Raw genomic sequence first — 19,052 nt, 5'->3', positions numbered from 1 at the left:
AGGCCAGGTGGACAAAGGAGCAGCAGAGGGCATGGCTGTGACCTTGCCCTCCCCGGGTGAGCCTTGATGGGATGACGGATTTCGTACTACGCCGCAATGTGACGCCCTTCACCCGGATGTCGCCGGGTCCGGGGCTGCCCACAGGCCCCGGACGTGGCTCAGATGGCGGGTCATGACGGCGTGGACGGACTGTTCGTCGCGGGCGAGGAGGGCGTCGAGGAGTTCCAGGTGCTCCTCGGCCGACGCCTGGAGGCGGCCCTGTTCGGCGAGCGCGGTCAGGCCGTGGAGACGGGCGCGGCGGCGCAGGTCGCGGACCACCTCCACGAGGTGCTCGTTGCCCGCGAGGGCCAGCAGACCCAGGTGGAAACGCAGATCGGCCTCGATGTAGGCGATCAGGTCGCCGGCCGCGGCGGCGGTGACGATCTCCTCGGCCACCGGTCGCAGCGCCGCCAGCGCCGCCGGGTCCGCGGTGCTGGCTAGTCGGGCCGTGGTGGGGATCTCGATCAGCGCGCGCACGTGCGTGTACTCGTCGAGCTGCTTCTCCGAGACGGCCGTGACCCGGAAGCCCTTGTTGGGGACCGTGTCGACCAGGCCCTCCTTGGCCAGGTCCAGTATCGCCTCGCGCACCGGCGTCGCTGAGACGCCGAAGCGGGCGGCGAGCGTGGGCGCCGAGTAGACCTCCCCGGTGCGCAGCTCACCGGCGACGAGCGCGGCCCGCAAGGCGTCGGCGACCCGCTCGCGGTAGCTGCTCCTCGTGCCGCCGAGCGCGGGGAGGCTGGGGGGCGGCGCCGTCATGGGGTGGCTCCTCGGATTCCGTACGACGTGGTGCCTGCCATGGTCCCTCACAGCACGAATCCGGCCGGGAACGGGTCCTCGGGATCCAGCATGTACTGGGCCGTGCCCGTGATCCAGGCCCGCCCGGTGAAGCTCGGCAGCACCGCGGGGAGCCCGGCCACCTCCGTCGTGCCGAGCAGACGGCCCGTGAAGTGGGTGCCGATGAAGGACTCGTTGACGAACTCGGTGCGCAGGGGCAGTTCCCCACGCGCGTGCAGTTGCGCCATGCGCGCGCTGGTGCCCGTACCGCAGGGCGAGCGGTCGAACCAGCCGGGATGGATCGCCATCGCGTGACGCGAGTGGCGGGCGGTGGCGCCCGGGGCGAGCAGGTGGACATGGTGCAGGCCGTGGATCGACGGGTCCTCGGGGTGGACCGGCTCCTCCTCGGCGTTGACGGCCTCCATCAGCGCCAGGCCCGCCTTCAGGATGTCGTCCTTACGGTCCCGCTCGAACGGCAGGCCGAACTCCGCGAGCGGCAGGACGGCGTAGAAGTTCCCGCCGTAGGAGAGGTCGTACGTCACCGTGCGTCCGTCGGCGAGCGTGGCCTTGCGGTCGAGGCCCACGGCGAAGGACGGCACGTTGCGCAGGGTGACGTTCCTGGCCGCGCCGCCCTCGACGGCGACCTCGGCGACCACGAGACCGGCGGGGGTGTCCAGGCGGATGGTGGTGACCGGCTCGGTGACCTCGACCATGCCGGTCTCCACGAGCACGGTGGCCACGCCGATGGTGCCGTGCCCGCACATCGGCAGACAGCCGGAGACCTCGATGAAGACGACACCCCAGTCGCAGTCGGGGCGGGTGGGCGGCTGGAGGATCGCGCCGCTCATCGCGGCGTGACCGCGCGGCTCGTTCATCAGCAACTGCTTGACGTCGTCGCGGTGTTCCCGGAAGTACAGCCGCCGCTCGTTCATCGTCGCGCCGGGGATGGTGCCGATCCCGCCGGTGATCACGCGGGTGGGCATGCCCTCCGTGTGCGAGTCGACGGCGTGCAGGACGAGTGTGCTGCGCATGGCCGGTCTCCTTATCCGAGCCCCGCGGCGAGGGCCTTCTCCGTCGCCGCCCGCACCGCCGCCTCCTGCTCCGGCGACAGCGGCACACGCGGGGGCCGGCACGGGCCGCCGTACCGCCCGGCGATGTCCATCGAAAACTTGATGGCCTGCACGAACTCCACGCGCGAGTCCCAGCGCAGCAGCGGATGCAACCGCCGGTACAGCGGCAGCGCGGTCTCCAGGTCACCGGCCACCGCGGCCCGGTACAGCTGGACCGAGGCCTTCGGCAGCGCGTTCGGGTACCCGGCCACCCAGCCCTTGGCGCCCGCGATCGCCAGCTCCAGCGCGACGTCGTCGGCGCCGATCAGCAGGTCGAGTTCCGGGGCGAGTTCGGCGATGCGGTAGGCGCGCCGGACGTCGCCGGAGAACTCCTTGACGCCCTGCACGTGTCCCTCCCCGTGCAGCCTCGCGAGCAGTTCCGGCCCGAGGTCGACCCTGGTGTCGACCGGGTTGTTGTACGCCACCACCGGCAGGCCCGCCCGGGCCACCTCGGCGTAGTGGGCGAGGACCGAACGCTCGTCGGCTCGGTAGGCGTTGGGCGGCAGCAGCATCACCGCGCCGCAGCCCGCCTCGCCCGCCTGCTCGGCCCAGCGCCGGGCCTCCACCGCGCCGTAGGCGGCGACCCCGGGCATCACCCGCTCGCCGCCGACCGCGGCGACCGCGGTCTCCACGACCCTGGCGCGCTCCTCGGAGGTGAGCACCTGATACTCGCCGAGCGAGCCGTTCGGTACCACGCCGTCGCAGCCGTTCGCCACGAGCCAGGCGCAGTGCTCGGCGAACGCGTCGTGATCGACGGACAGATCCGCGGTGAGCGGGAGCGCGGTGGCGACGAGGACGCCACGCCAGGGGCGGTGCCGGTCAGTCGTCATGAGGATCCTTCCCGTCCGGAGGGTCGAGGGGCGGTGGTGCGGTCGGTGGCGCGGGGACCTGCCCGGCGAGCACCCCGAGGGGTACCGGCCGGGCGAACGGCGTGCGGGCCGGGGTCCGGGGGCGGCCGGTGAGCGCGGCGACCGCGGGCCCGCACATCCGGCCCTGGCACCAGCCCATTCCGGCGCGGGTGAGCAGCTTCACGGTCCGCACGTCCCCGGCGCCGAGTTCGCCGACCGCTGCCCGCACGGCGGACGCCGGGACCTCCTCGCAGCGACAGACCAGGGTGTCGTCGGTGACCTGCTCGGCCCAGTGCGCGGGCGGTGCGTACACCGCGTCCAGCGCGGCGGAGAACGCGCGCAGCGCCGCCCGGCTCCGCGCCGCCGCGGCCCATGTCCGTGCGTCGGGCCGCCCGCCGGTCAGCCGCGCGGCGGCCGAGCGTCCGGCGATGTGTCCCTCGGCGAGCGCGAGGTCGGCGCCGCCGACGCCGGTGGTCTCGCCCGCCGCCCACACGCCGGGTACGTCGGTGCGCTGCTCGTCGTCCACGTGCACGGCGACCCCGTCGAGGCGGCAGCCCAGGGTGGCGGCGAGGTCGGCGTGCGGCAGCATGCCGTGCCCGACGGCGAGCGTGTCGCACGCGATACGGCGCCGGGTGCCGGGCCGGATCCGGCCCCCGGCGTCGAGGGCCGCGACCGTCACGGCTTCCAGCCGCTGGTCGCCGTGCGCCTCGACCACCGTGTGGCGGGCCAGCACGGGGATCCGGTGGCGCAGGAGCCGGGCCGCGTACCCGGCGCCCTCGGCGAGCTTGGCCGGCCGCGCGGACAGCGCGCGGGAGTGACGTAGGAGGGTGTACGGGCTGGTGGCCTCGACCAGCGCGGCGACGTGCGCGCCCGCCGCGGCCAGCCCGGTCGCGACGGGGAGCAGCAGCGGCCCGGTCCCGGCGACCACGGCGGTGCGCCCGGGCAGTACGAGCCCGCCCTTCAGCATGGCCTGGGCGCCGCCCGCGGTGACCACGCCGGGGAGGGTCCAGCCGGAAAAGGGCAGCACCGTCTCGTAGCCGCCGGTGGCGAGGAGGACCGCGTCGGCGTCCACCGTCGCCCCCTCCTCCTGGAGCGGCCCGAGCAACGCGTGGACGGTGAAACCGCCGGAGTGGCGTTCCACGCACCAGACGTGATGGTCCGGCAGATGGGTCACGGCGCCCGCGGCGAGCTGCCGGTCGAGGCCCTCGCGCAGCCGCCGCCAGGTGCGCCAGTGGTGGTGCACCGCCTGTGGGCGGCGCGCGCCGAGCCCGGACGCGGGTTGCCGGTAGAACTGGCCGCCGCGTCGGGCGCGGAATCGACGAGGACGACCCGGACGCCCGCGGCGGCCGCCGCCGACGCCGCCGCGAGCCCCGCCGGACCCGCGCCGATCACGGCGAGGCGAGGAGGCTCAGTCACCGTGCCCCGTCCCTTCCTGTGTGCGGATCGCGTCGCCCGGCCGCGCCGGGACCAGGCAGGCGCGCTGGTTGGGGCGGTCGCTGACGGTCACCAGGCAGTCGAAGCAGACGCCGATCCCGCAGAACACCCCGCGCGGCCGCCCGGCGCCCCGCGTGGCGCGCCATGAGGTGACACCGGCCGCCCACAGCGCGGCGGCGAGCGTCTGCCCGGGCAGCGCGGCGATCTCACGGCCGTCGAAGGTGAGCGTGAAGGCGGGACCGGGCCGGGCGTCGGTCAACGCCAGCGGATCGGCCGGGCGTTCTCCTCGCATGCCTCCTGGGGCGTTCTTCTTGAAGGGTGTCATGGGGCCTCCTCCTCGAAGCGGTCCGGGCGGAAGGGCGCCAGGTCCAGCTCCGGGGTCCGTCCGGTGAGCACCTGGGCGAGCAGATGCCCGGTCCCCGTCGACAGCCCGATGCCCGCGCCCTCGTGCCCGCAGGCGTGCAGCAGTCCCGGCACGCGCGGATCGGGGCCGATGGCGGGCAGGTGGTCCGGGAGGTACGGGCGGAAACCGGCGTACGTCCGCACGGCCCGTACCCGCCCGAGGAACGGGAACAGCCGCACCGCGCCGGCCGCCAGCTCCCGCACCACCGGCAGCGAGAAGGACCGGTCGAACCCGACCCGTTCGCGGCTCGCGCCGATCAGCACCGGGCCGGCCGCCGTGCCCTCGACGACCGGCGAGGTCTGCAGCGCCGCCGAGTCGCCGGCCACGTCGGCCACGTAGTCGGCGGCGTAGACCTTGTGCCGTACCAGGCGCGGCAGCGGCTCGGTGACCAGGACGAACCCGCGGCGGGGCAGGACGGGCAGGTGGACCCCCGCCAGCGCGGCGACCTCGCCGCCCCAGGTCCCGGCGGCGTTCACGACGGCAGGCGCGTGGATGTCGCCACGGTCGGTCCGTACGCCGCGCACGGCGCCGTCGGGGCCGCGCAGCACACCGGTCACGGTCCGGCCGGTCTCGAGCCGCGCGCGGGAGGCCCGTACGAGATGCGCGGCGGCGAGGGCCGGCATGACCTGGGCGTCCTGCGGATAGTGCATGCCGCCCGGGAGGCCGGGCGCCAGGTGCGGCTCCAGTTCCCTGAGCCGCTGCTCGCCGACGGGGACGGCCTCGACACCGGCGGCGCGCTGAGCGGTGGCGAACTTCTCCAGGGCTGTGCGGCCCTTTGCCGACGAGGCGACGACCACTCCGCCCTTGCGCTCGTACTCGACCGCCGTGCCGAACTCTTCGGCGAGCCCCGCCCACAGCCGGGCGGACAGCAGCGCGAGCCGAAGCTCGGGGCCGGGTTCCTTGTCGGAGACGAGGACGTTGCCCTCGCCGGCGCCGGTGGTGCCGCCGGACACCGGGCCCCGGTCGACGAGCGTCACGGACAGGCCGGCCCGGGCCGCGTGGAAGGCGCAGGCGGCGCCCACCATGCCGGCCCCCACAACCACGACATCGCAGGTCAGCGACTTGGTCACGACAGTAATATGTCACATACCACCAAGCCTCGGAATACCCCCGACCCGGATTTCCTCGGGTGTCAGGGGGCAGGCCGACCGCGGCCCGAAGGGCTCACCCGGCCGATTCGGCGGCGTGCGGGCTCATCACCCCGAAGGTCACCAGGGCGATGATCACCAGGCCGAGGGCGATGCGGTAGTGGACGAAGGGCATGAAGCTCCTGGTCTCGATGAACTTCATGAACCAGGCGATCACCGCGTACCCCACGCCGAACGCGATCAGGGTGGCCAGCGCCGTGGGCCCCCAGCTGACCTGGCCGCCCTTGCCGGCGTCCTGCAACTCGAACAGCCCCGAGGCGAGGACGGCCGGGATCGCGAGCAGGAAGCAGTAGCGGGCGGCGGCCGCGCGGGTGTAGCCCATGAACAGGCCGCCGCTGGTGGTGGCGCCGGAGCGGGAGACGCCCGGGATGAGCGCCAGTGCCTGGCACAGGCCGTAGATCAGGCCGTCCCTGACGGTGAGGTCGTGGAGGGTCTTGCCTGAGGTGCGCGGGGTGTTCGGGGTGCTGAGGGTGGCCTGCGTGGCTGGAGTGCTCAGGGCCACGGGTGTGACTGGCGTGGAGGAAGTGCTGAGAGCAAGGGGGGCGCCTGGAGTGGCTTTTGCGGTGGCCTGGACGCCGCTCTCCCGCTCGGCGCGGGCGGCGCGGCGGTCGGCCACGCCCAGCACCACGCCCATGACGATGAGCATGGTCGCGGTCAGCCGGAGATCTCGGAACGGCCCCTCGATCTGGTCCTTGAACGTGACGCCGAGGACGCCGATCGGGATCGAGCCGATGATCAGCATCCAGCCCAGCCGGGCGTCCGGGTCCTCGCGTCGCGTGCGGTCCGTCAGGGAGCGGCACCAGGCGGTGACGATGCGGGCGATGTCCGACCGGAAATAGATCAGTACCGCCGTCTCCGTGCCGATCTGTGTGATCGCGGTGAAGGCGGCGCCGGGGTCCTGCCAGCCGGAGAAGGCGGCCACCAGGCGCAGATGCGCACTCGACGAGATCGGCAGGAACTCGGTCAATCCCTGGACCAGACCGAGGATGATGGATTCGAACCAGCTCATGGAAGCGCAAGGGTATCCAAGGAGGAGCCCCGGGCAGCCGATGCGTGGTCGGTGTCGCTGTACATCCCATTTAAGGTGTTTTGTGTGGCGCGATGGCTCCGGTCCTTCCGAAAACCTCCGACATCCGGCTCCGTCGGCCGTACGGACCTGCCCGCGGCGGGACCCGGCGTGTCGTCGCGGCTGATGACGCTGCGGTCGACCGTGGCGGAGATCGGGACGACGCTCGACGCGGAGACCACCTGCGCCGAGCTCACCAAGGTGGTGGCCGAGCGCGGTGGGTGCGCCGCGGCCGTCGTACGGCGCGTCACGGAGGACGCCGAGGCGGCGTACGAGGCGATCAACGGCGACCGCACCCTGCTGCCCGACCTGCGGTGGCCCGCGGCGATGGCGCGCCGGACGGACAGCCGGACCGGCTACGAAAGGAACGGCGCCGCGCTCTGCGTGCCCCTCGTCACCGGCGACGACCGCTACGGCGTCCTGGTGTGCGTCCGGGGCGCGGGACCCTTCACCCCGCCGGAGGCGGACGTGCTGGCGCTGCTTGCCGAGCGGGCCGCCTCCCACATCCGGCACGCCCGGGAGCACGACCGCATGAGCCGGATCGTCGGCGACCTCCAGCGCGCGCTCCTCGCCGAGCCCGGCCGGCCGCACCCGAACCTGGACGTCGCCATCCGCTATCTGCCGGTGGGACAGCGCGCCCTGGTCGGCGGCGACTGGTGCGAGACCGTCCGCCTGCACTTCGGGCGCACCCTGCTCGTGGTCGGTGACGTGATGGGCCACGGCCTGGAGGCGGCCGTGGACATGACCGCCTACCGCTCCGCCCTGCGCTACATCGCCTCCGCCGACCTCCCGCCGCACCGCGTGCTGCGCCAGCTCGACGACATCGCCTCCAGCGAGGCCGAGCGCCGGCCCGCCACCTGCCTGATCGCCCGCGTCGACCCTGTGCGCGGCCAGATCACGCTGGCCAGCGCCGGCCATCTGCCGCCCGCCGTGATCGACGGCAAGGGTGACACCTCGCTGCTGCCGGTGCCCGTCGGACCGCCGCTGGGCACGGGGCTCGGCGGCTACGAGCCGGCGACGTACCGGCTGGACGGCGCGGAGACCCTGCTGCTGTTCACCGACGGGCTCGTCGAGCATCGCGGCGAGGACATCGACGACTCCCTGAACCGGCTGGCCAGGCTGCGCTTCAACGCCTCGGAAGGGGTGGAGGCGATCCTCGACACCGTCCTCGCCGACCTCGACGCCGGCCACGCGGAGGACGACGTGGCCATCCTGGCGTCCCGGCTGCGGCACCGGCCGCAGCCGGACGCCGAGGGGGTGGCCTTCGCCACCTGACCGCGCACCGCCGGCCGGAGCGCATCGCGGAGATCCTGCACGGGCCGTTTCCTTACGGAACCAGGACGTCGGGGGCCGCCGGTCCCGTCGCCGCGGGCGGGATGCGAGGCTGACCGGCATGGAACAGCAGTCGTACGGGGCCCGGGTCCTGGTCGTCGACGACGACCCGACCGTCGCCGAGGTGGTCTCCGGGTATCTCGACCGGGCCGGATACGTCGTGGACCGAGCCGGTGACGGCCCCGACGCGCTGGCCCGGGCCACCGCGCACTGGCCCGACCTGGTCGTGCTGGACCTGATGCTGCCCGGCATGGACGGGCTGGAGGTGTGCCGGCGGATGCGGGTGCGCGGCCCGGTGCCGGTGATCATGCTGACCGCGCGCGGGGACGAGGACGACCGGATCCTCGGCCTGGAAGTGGGCGCCGACGACTACGTCACCAAGCCCTTCAGCCCTCGCGAGCTGGTCCTGCGGGTGGAGTCCGTGCTGCGCCGGACCCGGCCCGCCCCGCAGCAGTCCACGGACGCGCTGGGCGCCGCCGGGCTCACGGTCGATCCGGCCGGCCGGCGCGCCGCCAAGAACGGGGACGAACTCGCCCTGACCATAAGGGAGTTCGATCTGCTCGCGTTCTTCCTGCGGCACCCGGGGCGGGCGTTCAGCCGGGAGGAGTTGATGCGTGAGGTGTGGGGGTGGGACTTCGGCGACCTGTCGACGGTGACCGTCCACGTGCGGCGGCTGCGCGGCAAGGTGGAGGACGACCCGGCCCGGCCGCGGTTCATCCAGACGGTGTGGGGCGTCGGCTACCGCTTCGACGCGGGCGACGGGGAGGTGTGAGCCGTGCGCGACACCCTTCTCATCGCCCTGTTCGCCTTCCTCGGCGCCGCCGCGGCCGGGCTGCTCGGCGCCGGTGTGCTGCTGCTGATCCGGCGGCGCTCGCTCACCGAGCACATCACCGTGGTCGCCGCCGTCGCCGTGGGCGCGATGTTCGCGGGCACGCTCGCGGTCGCGCAGGCGATGTTCCTGTCCGCACACGACCTGACCGTCGTGACCACGGTGGTCGCGATGGCCGCCGTGGTCTCCCTGGTCACCGCGCTGCTGCTGGGCCGCTGGGTCGCCGCCCGCAGCCGCGCCCTCACCCTCGCCGCCCGCTCCTTCGGTGACGGCGGCGACTTCACCAGCCCCGACGGCCCCGCCGCCTACGAACTCGCCGCGCTCAGCCGCGAGTTGGAGGCGACCAGCCGCAAGCTCGCCGAGTCCCGGAACCGGGAGCGCGCCCTGGAGAGCTCCCGGCGCGAGCTGGTCGCCTGGATCTCGCACGACCTGCGCACCCCGCTCGCCGGACTGCGCGCGATGTCCGAGGCGCTGGAGGACGGCGTCGCCGCCGACCCTGACCGCTATCTCCGCCAGATCCGCGCCGAGGCCGAGCGCCTCAACGACATGGTCGGCGACCTCTTCGAGCTCTCCCGCATCCACGCGGGCACGCTGGCCCTGAGCCCGAGCCGGATGTCGGTGTACGACCTGGTCGGCGACGCCCTCGCGGGCGCCGACCCGCTCGCCCGGGAACACGGCGTACGCCTCGTCGGTGACCGGGTCGAGTCCGTGCCGGTCGAGGTGGACGGCAAGGAGATGAGCCGCGTGCTGGGGAACCTGCTCGTCAACGCGATCCGGCGGACACCGTCCGACGGCACGGTGGCGGTGGCCGCCGAGCGCTCGCCGGACGGTGTCGTCCTGTCCGTGACGGACGGCTGCGGCGGGATCGCGGAGGAGGACCTGCCGCGCGTCTTCGACACCGGCTGGCGCGGCACCGACGCCCGTACGCCACCGGCCGGCGCCGGGCTGGGGCTCGCCATCGTGCGGGGCATCGTGGAGGCCCATCAGGGACGGGCCGCCGTGCGCAACGTCACCGGCGGCTGCCGTTTCGAGGTGACACTGCCGACGTCGGACGCCTGAGCCGCGAACACGCGTCCGTACGAGGCGGCGCCACGGCCCGCTGCGGCGCCACCGCCCCCTGCGGCGCGGCCGCCCCCGGCTCCCGCGCCGCCGAGCCCGTCGACACCCGCCCGTGCGACGCAGCGCCGCCACGCCGCTGGTACCGCGCTGCCCGGCCCGCTCCCGCGCTGCCCCAGCTGCCGCGCCCCGACTCCGGTTGCCGCTCCCGCGCTGCCGCGCCAGTCGGTCGCCCGTGCGAGCCGGCGACGCGACGCCGCTGGTACTGCCCCTCGCCCTGCGCTGCCCCTCGCCCTGCGCTGCCCCTCGCCCTGCGCTGCCCCTCGCCCTGCGCTGCCCCGGCTCCCGCGCTGCCCCGGCTTCCGTGCTGGCGTCCGGCTTCCGGCTCCCGCGCCCCAACTCCCGGTGCCGCGCAGCCGCGCGCGGCGGCACTCGGCCGTGCGAGGGGGCCACGCCGCCGCCTCGCCGCGTCGCTGTCGGTTACGGCATCGGCGTCGCGCTCCGCTCCCGGGGCGCCGTGCCCGCCGGGAGGTGGACCGTGAACACCGTTGACCCCGGTTCACCGGTCAGCTCGATCGTGCCGCCGTGGGCCCGCACCAGTGAACTGGCCACCGACAGACCGAGCCCGCTGCCGCCGCGGTCGCGGCTGCGGGCCTTGTCGACCCGGTAGAAGCGGTCGAAGACGCGTTCCCGGTCGGCGGCCGGTATACCGGGCCCCGTGTCGGAGACCCGCACCAGCGCGGCCCCGGCCGTGACCGAGACCACCACGCACACCTCGGTCCCGGGCGGGGTGTGCACGGCCGCGTTGGTGAGCAGGTTGTCCAGCACCTGCCGGATGCGCTGGGCGTCCAGCCGCAGCTGAACCGGCCGGTCCCCGGTGCTCACCGTCAGCGGATGGCCGGGGCGCGCGGCGCGGAAGGCGTCGGCGGCCTGCTCGACCAGCTCCACCAGATCCGCGTCCGCGAGCCGCAGCGGTGCCTCCACCTCGGCGGCGTCGAGCCGGGCGAGCAGCAGCAGGTCGTCCAGCAGGAAACCCATCCGGGCGGCCTCGGCGCGCAGTCGCGCCAGATGCCGGTCCCGTTCCCCGGGCGCGTTCGCGGCCGCGTACTGGAAGAGGTCCGCATAACCGCGTACCGACATCAGCGGGGTGCGCAGCTCGTGCGAGGCGTCCGCGACGAACCGGCGCAGCCGCTGCTCGGCCTCGGCGCGCACAGCGAGGGAGTCGTCGATGTGCTCGAGCATCGTGTTGAACGCCGTCCGCAGCTCCTCCACCTCCGGGCCGCCGCCGCGGCGGTCGGCACGCAGCGGCAGCCGGGCCGCCGACTCGGTCAGGTCGTGCGAGGCGATGCCGTGCGCGGTGTGCGCCATGTCGCTCAGTGGCTGCAGCCCGCGCCGCAGCATCTTCCGGCCGAACACGACCAGCGCCAGCAGTGCCAGCCCGAACGTGACCGCCTGGATCGTGACCAGTTGGCGGACGGTGTTCTCGATGTCGTCCATGGGCGCGGCGCTCACCAGGACGACGCCGGGCTCGACCTCGCAGGCGCGCAGCCGGTAGGTGCCCGCGTCCTGAAGGTGCTCGGTGCGCAGGAGTTCCGTGTGCGAGGCGACCTGGGCCCGGGCCAGGGAGGTGAAGTCGCCGACGTCCGCGGGCAGGTCGGCCGCCGCCTCCGGCTTGCGCAGTACGGCGGTGCCGTCCGACACGTCGTACACGGCGTAGTACCAGCGGTAGTACTTCTTGCCCTGCAGCGTGCCGTGATCCGCGATGCCCTTGGACTGGGCGAGCTGGCCGATCTGCAACTGCTCGTCCAGCTGGGCCGACAGATAGTCCCGCATGTACGTCGTCAGCGCGGTGCCCACGACGGCGAACACGACCAGCGACAGCGCGCCCAGTCCCAGCGCCAGCCGGGTGCCCAGGCGCAGCCTGCCGTAGCTCTGCCGCAGCCGTCGCAGCACCCGGGTCACTCGGCGGCCTGCCGGATCACGTAACCGAAGCCGCGCACAGTGTGGATCAGCTCCGCGCCGCCGTCACCGCCGTCACCGCCTTCGACGGGGCCGTCGAGCTTGCGGCGCAGTCGGCTGACGACCAGCTCCACCACGTTGGAACGGCCGCCGAAGCCGTACTCCCACACGTGATCGAGGATCTGCGCCTTGGTGAGCACGGTCGGCGACCTGCGCATGAGGTAGCGCAGCACCTCGTACTCGGTCGGCGTCAGCGTCAGCAGCCGCCCGCCGCGCCGCACCTCACGGGTGTCCTCGTCCATGGTCAGGTCCCCCACCCGCAGCACCGACCGCTGGAAGCCGGGCCCCGCGGCGCGCCGCAGCACCGTGCGCAGCCGGGCCATCAGCTCCTCGACCGCGAACGGTTTCACCAGATAGTCGTCCCCGCCCCGGGTCAGCCCCGCCACCCGGTCGGACACCGCGTCACGCGCGGTGAGGAAGACGACCGGCACCATCGTGCCCGAGGCCCGCAGCCGGTCGAGGACGCCGAAGCCGTCCACGTCCGGCAGCATCAGGTCGAGCACGACGATGTCCGGACGGAACTCGGCGGCCCGGCGCAGCGCCTCGTCGCCGGAGTTCGCGGTGACCGCCTCCCAGCCCTCGTAGCGGGCGACCGTCGCGACGAGGTCGGCGATGGGCGGGTCGTCGTCCACGACCAGCAGTCGTACTTTTTCCACCCGTTCATAGTGCGGGAACGGCCGCCCGCAACTAGACCCCGGTCACCTCGCGGGCGCACATCGATATCCACTTGAAAGTCGTACGACAGGAGATCGACAGCTGCGGCCAGCCAAGCTCGGTGTCCCAAGGCCCCGACCGAGGAGTTGCCGTCCGTGACGACCGTCCAGTCACCAGCCGCGCCCGTCGCGGCGATACGCCCCAGGGTGGTGGCCCGTACCGGCCTGTACGCCGTGCTCGCCGCGAACGTGGCCGTGGTCACCTACTTCTTCGCCCAGGCCGGGTTCGCCTCCAACGCGCTGATCGTCGTCGGCCGCCTCACCGGGCTGTACGCCGCGCTGCTCATGGCCTTCCAGCTGCTGCTGGTGGCCCGGCTGCCGTGGCTCGACCGCCGGATCGGCATGGACCGGCTCACGCTGTGGCACCGCCGGCTCGGGTTCTCGCTGCTGTGGACGCTGCTCGCGCACGCGGTGTTCATCACCTTCGGCTACGCCGACTCCTCCGGACTGGACCCGGTCGACCAGCTCGTCGACCTCGCCGAGACCGTCGAGGGCGTGCTGCGGGCGGTGGTCGCGCTGGCGCTGATCATCGTCGTCGGCACGGTCTCGGGGCGGTTCGCCCGGCGCCGGCTGGCCTACGAGACGTGGCACTTCATCCACCTCTACACCTATGTCGCCGTCGTGCTGGCCTTCTCCCACCAGGTCGCGGTCGGCACGACCTTCGTCGCCTCGCCCGTGGCCGCCGCCTACTGGTGGGCCCTGTGGACCGTCGCCCTCGGGTCGGTGCTCGTCGGCCGCCTGGTGCTGCCCTCGTGGCGGAACTGGCGCCACCAGCTGCGCGTCTCGGCCGTCGTCCCCGAGAACGACGACGTCGTCTCCGTCTACGTCACCGGCCGCGACCTCGACCGGCTGCCCGCCCGCGCCGGCCAGTTCTTCCTGTGGCGCTTCATGACCCGTGGCCGCTGGTGGCAGGCCAACCCCTGGTCGCTTTCGGCCGCGCCGGACGGCCGCTCCCTGCGCCTGACCGCCAAGGCCGTCGGCGAGGGCAGCGCCGGCCTGCGCCACCTCGAGGCCGGCACCCGCGTCTTCGCCGAGGGCCCCTACGGCGCCTTCACCACCCTGCACCGCACCCGGCCGGACGCCCTGCTGATCGCCGGCGGCGTCGGCATCACCCCCATGCGGGCCCTGCTGGAGGAACTGGACGGGCACGCCGTCCTCGTCTACCGGGTGGCCACCGACCAGGACGCGGTGCTCTACGACGAGCTGCGCGAACTCGCCCACGCCAAGGGCGCCGAGCTGTACCTGGTCACCGGCCCCGCCCGGCCGGACCGCCTCTCCCGGAGCGAACTCGCCCGGCTGGTGCCCGACATCGCCGAGCGCGACGTCTATCTGTGCGGGCCGCCCGGAATGACCCGCGGGGTGCTGCGCAGCCTGCGCGAGCTGGGCGTGCCCAAGGCGCAGATCCACCACGAGCGCTTCAGCCTGGCGGGCTGACGGACCCGACGGGAACGAGGGAATCACGTGAAACGAGCACTGCCTGTCCTGGTCCTGACGGTCGCGGGCCTGATACCGGTCTGGCGCTACGCGCCGTCCACCGGCGCGCCGACCGCCGAGGCGGCCCGGCCGGCCGCACCGCCCGCCTCGCCGGGGACCTCCACCTCTCGCGTCGTCGCGGGGCCCACGGTCGGCACCGAGAAGGGTCCCGTGCAGGTGGAGGTGACCTTCGAGGGTGATGAGATCACGGCCGTGCGGATGCTCCGGCAGCCGGACCACCCGCAGACGACGGCCGCCGTGCCGACGCTGATCGAGGAGACGCTGCGGGCGCAGAGTGCGGACATCGACTCGGTGTCGGGCGCGACCGTCACCAGCGAGGGCTACCGGGAGTCGTTGCAGGCCGCCCTCGACGCGAGGGGTGTCTGACATGCACCGCGTCGAGCACGTCATGGGCTTCCCCGTCTCGCTGCGGATCGACGACGAGCACGTGCCCGAGGGGCTCGTGGACGCCGTGTACGCCTGGCTGCGCGAAGTGGACGACCGGTTCAGCCCGTTCAAGGCGGACAGCGAGGTGTCCCGGCTGGACCGGGGCGAGATCCGCCCCGGCGAGGTCAGCGCCGACCTCGACGAGGTCCTCGGCGTGTGCGAGCGGTACCGGGTCGCGACCGGCGGCGCCTTCGACGCCCGGCTGCCCCGCCGTGGACTCGACCCCTGCGCGGTGGTCAAGGGCTGGTCGGTGCAGCGGGCGGCCGAGCTGCTGACGGCCGCCGGGGTGCGGCGGTTCTGTCTCAACGCCGGGGGAGACGTGGTCGTCGCCGGCGGCCCGTGGCGCGTGGGGGTACGGCACCCCGAACACGCCGACCAGGTGTGCGCGGTCCTGGAGCTGACCGAGGGCGCGGTCGCGACGTCCGCCCGTTACGAGCGCGGCGAGCACATCGTCGACGGCCGCACCGGTCGCCCGGCGACCGGCCTGCTCAGCGTGACGGTCGTCGCGCCGACCCTGACGGAGGCGGACACCGCGGCCACGGCCGCGTTCGCGATGGGCCCCGAGGGCGTCACCTGGGCGGCCGCCCGGGAGGGCTGCGAGGTGTACGCCGTGGACGCGGCGCGCCGGGTGCGGCGTACGGCGGGACTGCCGGTCGCCGCGTAGGCCGGCCTGCGGCGCGGGGCGGGGTGCCTGCCCGCCGCGAAGGCGTTGACCGGGTGTTCGGGAAAGAACCGGACGTGGGTCGTCAAATTCTGGCAACACCACGGGTCTAGACTCGTGCGGCAATGGCCCGCCACCAGGCGAGAGCGGGCGGCGACTGCCACACCCGAAGGGCGTTCGGCGTTTTGATACGGATAGATTCAGTCACCAAGCGGTATCCCGACGGCACGGTGGCGGTCGACCGGCTGTCACTGGAGATACCCGACCGTTCGATAACCGTCCTCGTCGGACCCTCGGGGTGCGGCAAGACGACCACCCTGCGCATGATCAACCGGATGGTCGAGCCCAGCGAGGGCAGGATCCTGCTCGACGGCACCGACATCATGCAGCAGCCGGTCAACACGCTGCGCCGGTCGATGGGTTACGTCATCCAGAACGCCGGCCTCTTCCAGCACCGCACGATCGTCGACAACATCGCCACGGTGCCCCGCATGCTCGGCTGGGGCAAGGACAAGGCCCGCGCCCGCGCCCGGGAGCTGATGGAGCGCGTCGGCCTCGACGCCGCCCTCGCCAGGCGCTACCCCTACCAGCTCTCCGGCGGACAGCAGCAGCGCGTCGGCGTGGCCCGGGCGCTCGCCGCCGATCCGCCCGTGCTGCTGATGGACGAGCCGTTCTCCGCCGTCGACCCGGTCGTCCGCAAGGGCCTCCAGGACGAACTGCTGCGCATACAGGACGAGCTGGGCAAGACCATCGTCTTCGTCACGCACGACATCGACGAGGCCGTCAAGCTCGGCACGGTGGTCGCCGTGATGCGCACCGGCGGCCGGCTCGCCCAGTTCGCCCCGCCCGCCGAACTGCTCTCCAGCCCCGCCGACGAGTTCGTCGAGGACTTCCTCGGCGCCGACCGTGGCATCCGGCGGCTGTCCTTCTTCCCGTCGGCCGGACTGGAACTGCTCACCACGCCGATCGTCGCCGTCGACGCCACCGCCGAGCAGATCGCCGCGCGCGGCTCGGCCGACGTCCCCTATCTCCTCGTCACCGACCTGGACGGCAGGCCGCTCGGCTGGAGCGTGCCGCGCGACCTCACCGCCGGGCGGATCGAGCGGGACGGACTGCTGCCGTTCGGGCGGCCGTTCGTCGCCGAGCGGGACTCGCTGCGGGCCGCGCTCGACTGCGCCGTCCTGTCGCCCACCGGCTGGGCCGTCGCCGTGGACGGCGAGGGCCGGGCGGCCGGGGTCGTCCCGCAGCAGACCATCGCCGAGGCGATCCGAGGCGCGCACGCGGCGGCACCGGCCGCGGACACCTCGGCCGCCCCCACGAAGGCCGCCGAATGAACGCCCTCTTCGACATGCCCAGCGACCTCCAGCACACCTACTGGGGCCTGGTAGGACTGCATCTGCGCGAGGCACTGATCCCGGTGCTGGCCGGACTGCTCGTGGCGCTGCCCATCGCGCAACTGTGCGTACGGCTGCGCTGGCTGTACCCGCCCGTGCTGTGGGTGACGACCGTGCTGTACGCGATCCCGTCGCTCGCCTTCTTCGTCGTGCTGATCGACTACACGGGCCTCAGCGAGACCACGGTGATGATCCCGCTCGCCGTCTACAGCCTGGTGGTGTTCGTCCCGGCGATCGTGGACGGCGTCCGCTCGGTGCCGCGCGAGACCCTCGACGCCGCCACCGCCATGGGCTTCGGCCCCGTACGCCGCTACGTCCAGGTGCAGTTGCCGATCGCCGCGCCCGCGATCATCGCCGGGCTGCGGGTGGCGTCGGTGTCGAGCATCTCCCTGGTCAGCGTCGGCATGCTGATCGGCAACCAGGGAGCACTCGGCAACCTGCTCAACAGCGGCATGATCTACAACCAGCCGCGCCTGGTCTGGCTGTCCGTGATCGGCACGGCCGTCCTCGCCATCCTGGTGGACGCCGTGCTGATCGGCCTGCGGATCCTGGTGACGCCCTGGATGCCGCGCGACACCCGCAGGACCCCCCGCACGACCGCCCTGAAGGACGCCGCCCGGTGAATGTACTGAACTTCATCAACGCCTTCTTCAGCGACAGCGCCCACTGGCGTGGCTACGACGGCATCCCCACGCGTCTGCTGGAACACCTCCAGTACACGCTCATGGCGCTCGGCATCGCCGCCGCCGTCGGGCTGCCCGTCGGCCTGCTGACCGGGCACACCGGACGCGGCGGCAACACGCTCGCCCTGATCGCCACCGCGGGCCGCGCGCTGCCCAGCTTCGGCCTGATGGTGCTGATGTTCGTGCTGCTCGGACTCGGTCTGGCCCCGGTGATGATCCCGCTCGTCGTGCTGGCGATCCCGCCGATCCTCGTCACCACCTACGAGGCGATGCGCTCGGTCGACCCCGCCCCCGTGGACGCCGCGCGGGGCATGGGCATGGGCGAGGCCGAGGTCATGTTCCGGGTCGAGATCCCGGTCGCGCTGCCGCTGATCCTCAGCGGTCTGCGCTCGGCGGCCATCCAGATCGTCTCGACGGCCACCATCGCCGCCTACGTCAGCTTCGGCGGCCTCGGCCGCTACATCGTCGACGGGCTCTACCAGCGGAACTACGAGAAGGTCGTCGGCGGCGCCACGCTCGTCGCCGTGCTCGCGCTGGCCACCCTCGGCGTGTTCTGGGCCGCCGGGCGCCTCGCGGTCTCCCGTGGGGTCCGGCGCGGCGGCTGATCCCGCGTCAGCCCTCGGTGCGGGCCAGCGCCAGCTCCAGCACCACGAGCAGCGCGTCCCGCACCGAGCCGCGCTCCCGGGCGTCGAAGACGACCACCGGGACGTGCTCGGCGACGTCCAGCGCCCAGCGGACCTCCTCCAGCGCGTGCTCGACCTGCCCGTCGAAGGCGTTGATCGCCACCGCGAACGGGATCTGCCGGTGCTCGAAGTAGTCCACGGCCGCGTAGCAGTCGTCCAGCCGGCGGGTGTCGACGATGACCAGCGCGCCGATCGCGCCCTCGACGATGTCGTCCCACATGAAGCCGAACCGGCCCTGCCCCGGCGTACCGAAGAGGTACAGCTTCAGCGTCGGGTCGATGGTGATGCAGCCGAAGTCCATCGCGACCGTGGTGGTCGTCTTGCGTGGGGTGTGCGACAGGTCGTCCACCCCCGCCGCGACCTCCGTGATGGCCGCCTCGGTGGTCAGCGGCTCGATCTCGGAGATGGCGCCGACCGCGGTGGTCTTGCCCACGCCGAAGCCGCCCGCGATCACCAGCTTCACCGGCAGCGGCGGCCGTACGGCACTCTGCGCGGCCGTGCCGACGGCGAGTGGTTCAGTCGGTGTCACGGAGTACCCCCCGGGAGTCGGGGATGGCGCGGAGGCCATCGATAACCCTGCGCAGGACGGACGCGTCATGGGTGACGGCGGCGTTCGGCACGTACACCGCCAGATGCCCGGCGGTGCGCAGGTCCTCGGCGAGGACCCGGACGACGTTGAGGTGCAGCCGCAGCAACGCGGCGATCTCCGCGATGGACTGGGGCTGCTTGCAGGCGGCGACGATGTCGTGCCGCTCGAAGGAGAGCAGGTCGAGGGCGTCGAGGCCCTCGGCGGTCGCCACCACCTGGGTCTCGACGGGAATGGTCCGGGCGGACGCGGCCTCACCCGCGCCCGCCACCCGGCCGGCGGTGACGAGGAACGGCCGTACGGCGGGGACGGGGCCGGCCGGGTCCGGGCCCGGGGGCGTCGGGTCGTCCGCCAT

At 73.4% G+C, this 19,052-nt stretch carries 19 protein-coding genes and 1 pseudogene; 9 read left to right on the top strand and 11 right to left on the bottom strand.

The features are described from left to right. Positions 1-108 precede the first annotated feature (108 nt). From ACFV6X_RS01460 to ACFV6X_RS01430, 7 genes and pseudogenes are all read right to left on the bottom strand, one after another. Positions 109-795, bottom strand: a complete 687-nt coding sequence (locus tag ACFV6X_RS01460; RefSeq protein WP_385375923.1) for a GntR family transcriptional regulator — start codon at positions 793-795, stop codon at positions 109-111. A 47-nt stretch (positions 796-842) separates the two neighbouring features. Then, complete coding sequence (locus ACFV6X_RS01455; protein WP_385375920.1) at positions 843-1,844, bottom strand: proline racemase family protein; 1,002 nt, start codon at positions 1,842-1,844, stop codon at positions 843-845. Positions 1,845-1,855: 11 nt separating this feature from the next. Further along, positions 1,856-2,752: a dihydrodipicolinate synthase family protein gene (locus tag ACFV6X_RS01450; RefSeq protein ID WP_385375918.1), complete on the bottom strand. Its 897-nt coding sequence runs from the start codon at positions 2,750-2,752 to the stop codon at positions 1,856-1,858. Next, positions 2,742-4,186, bottom strand: a pseudogene (locus ACFV6X_RS01445) (FAD-dependent oxidoreductase). Before ACFV6X_RS01445 ends, ACFV6X_RS01450 begins: the two are co-directional and overlap by 11 nt. Beyond that, the gene (locus ACFV6X_RS01440; RefSeq protein ID WP_385375915.1) at positions 4,179-4,529 is read right to left on the bottom strand and encodes a (2Fe-2S)-binding protein; all 351 of its coding nucleotides are present in this window, start codon (positions 4,527-4,529) and stop codon (positions 4,179-4,181) included. The pseudogene ACFV6X_RS01445 and the gene ACFV6X_RS01440 overlap by 8 nt, the downstream one beginning before the upstream one ends. Continuing rightward, positions 4,526-5,677 (bottom strand): NAD(P)/FAD-dependent oxidoreductase, encoded by a 1,152-nt coding sequence (locus tag ACFV6X_RS01435; protein WP_385375912.1) that lies wholly within the window; start codon positions 5,675-5,677, stop codon positions 4,526-4,528. Before ACFV6X_RS01435 ends, ACFV6X_RS01440 begins: the two co-directional genes overlap by 4 nt. Positions 5,678-5,771: 94 nt before the next feature. Next, positions 5,772-6,764, bottom strand: a complete 993-nt coding sequence (locus ACFV6X_RS01430) for an undecaprenyl-diphosphate phosphatase (RefSeq protein ID WP_385375910.1) — start codon at positions 6,762-6,764, stop codon at positions 5,772-5,774. A gap of 183 nt (positions 6,765-6,947) precedes the next feature. Between ACFV6X_RS01430 and ACFV6X_RS01425 the strand changes: the two genes are divergently transcribed. From ACFV6X_RS01425 to ACFV6X_RS01415, 3 genes are all read left to right on the top strand, one after another. Then, the gene (locus tag ACFV6X_RS01425) at positions 6,948-8,096 is read left to right on the top strand and encodes a PP2C family protein-serine/threonine phosphatase (protein ID WP_385375907.1); all 1,149 of its coding nucleotides are present in this window, start codon (positions 6,948-6,950) and stop codon (positions 8,094-8,096) included. A 118-nt stretch (positions 8,097-8,214) separates the two neighbouring features. Continuing rightward, the gene (locus ACFV6X_RS01420) at positions 8,215-8,925 is read left to right on the top strand and encodes a response regulator transcription factor (protein WP_385375904.1); all 711 of its coding nucleotides are present in this window, start codon (positions 8,215-8,217) and stop codon (positions 8,923-8,925) included. Between the two features lie 3 nt (positions 8,926-8,928). Next, a complete protein-coding gene (locus ACFV6X_RS01415) occupies positions 8,929-10,041 on the top strand; it encodes a sensor histidine kinase (RefSeq protein WP_385375901.1) in 1,113 nt (370 codons plus the stop codon). Between the two features lie 477 nt (positions 10,042-10,518). On the opposite strand, the gene ACFV6X_RS01410 is transcribed toward ACFV6X_RS01415, so the two are convergent. Together ACFV6X_RS01410 and ACFV6X_RS01405 are read right to left on the bottom strand one after the other, a co-directional pair. After that, the gene (locus tag ACFV6X_RS01410) at positions 10,519-11,991 is read right to left on the bottom strand and encodes a sensor histidine kinase (protein ID WP_385375898.1); all 1,473 of its coding nucleotides are present in this window, start codon (positions 11,989-11,991) and stop codon (positions 10,519-10,521) included. 5 nt (positions 11,992-11,996) lie between these two features. After that, a complete protein-coding gene (locus ACFV6X_RS01405; RefSeq protein ID WP_385375895.1) occupies positions 11,997-12,713 on the bottom strand; it encodes a response regulator transcription factor in 717 nt (238 codons plus the stop codon). Between the two features lie 153 nt (positions 12,714-12,866). Here ACFV6X_RS01405 and ACFV6X_RS01400 point away from each other — a divergent pair, with 153 nt between their 5' ends. The 6 genes from ACFV6X_RS01400 to ACFV6X_RS01375 all read left to right on the top strand — a co-directional run bounded on the left by ACFV6X_RS01400 (position 12,867) and on the right by ACFV6X_RS01375 (position 18,033). Next, positions 12,867-14,204, top strand: coding sequence for a ferric reductase-like transmembrane domain-containing protein (locus ACFV6X_RS01400; RefSeq protein ID WP_385375893.1), 1,338 nt, complete (start codon positions 12,867-12,869; stop codon positions 14,202-14,204). 27 nt (positions 14,205-14,231) lie between these two features. Next, positions 14,232-14,630 carry an FMN-binding protein gene (locus ACFV6X_RS01395; RefSeq protein WP_385375890.1) on the top strand — a complete coding sequence of 133 codons (399 nt, stop codon included), beginning with the start codon at positions 14,232-14,234 and terminating at the stop codon, positions 14,628-14,630. 1 nt (position 14,631) lies between these two features. Beyond that, complete coding sequence (locus tag ACFV6X_RS01390; protein WP_385375887.1) at positions 14,632-15,354, top strand: FAD:protein FMN transferase; 723 nt, start codon at positions 14,632-14,634, stop codon at positions 15,352-15,354. Positions 15,355-15,536: 182 nt separating this feature from the next. Then, the gene (locus ACFV6X_RS01385) at positions 15,537-16,685 is read left to right on the top strand and encodes an ABC transporter ATP-binding protein (RefSeq protein WP_385376274.1); all 1,149 of its coding nucleotides are present in this window, start codon (positions 15,537-15,539) and stop codon (positions 16,683-16,685) included. Further along, on the top strand, positions 16,682-17,368 hold the full coding sequence (locus ACFV6X_RS01380) for an ABC transporter permease (protein ID WP_385375884.1): 687 nt from the start codon (positions 16,682-16,684) through the stop codon (positions 17,366-17,368). The genes ACFV6X_RS01385 and ACFV6X_RS01380 overlap by 4 nt, the downstream gene beginning before the upstream one ends. Further along, positions 17,365-18,033, top strand: coding sequence for an ABC transporter permease (locus tag ACFV6X_RS01375; RefSeq protein WP_365446415.1), 669 nt, complete (start codon positions 17,365-17,367; stop codon positions 18,031-18,033). Before ACFV6X_RS01380 ends, ACFV6X_RS01375 begins: the two co-directional genes overlap by 4 nt. Before the next feature lie 7 nt (positions 18,034-18,040). Here the strand turns inward: ACFV6X_RS01375 and ACFV6X_RS01370 are convergent, their stop codons facing one another. Next, a complete protein-coding gene (locus ACFV6X_RS01370) occupies positions 18,041-18,640 on the bottom strand; it encodes an ATP/GTP-binding protein (protein ID WP_385375881.1) in 600 nt (199 codons plus the stop codon). Continuing rightward, positions 18,627-19,052: a DUF742 domain-containing protein gene (locus ACFV6X_RS01365; protein ID WP_365446412.1), complete on the bottom strand. Its 426-nt coding sequence runs from the start codon at positions 19,050-19,052 to the stop codon at positions 18,627-18,629. The genes ACFV6X_RS01370 and ACFV6X_RS01365 overlap by 14 nt, the downstream gene beginning before the upstream one ends.

Source organism: Streptomyces sp. NPDC059861, from assembly GCF_042731435.1.
GTDB lineage: Bacteria > Actinomycetota > Actinomycetes > Streptomycetales > Streptomycetaceae > Streptomyces.
The sequence above is the reverse complement of the archived record's forward strand: the minus strand, read 5'-3'. Positions and strand labels throughout refer to the sequence as shown.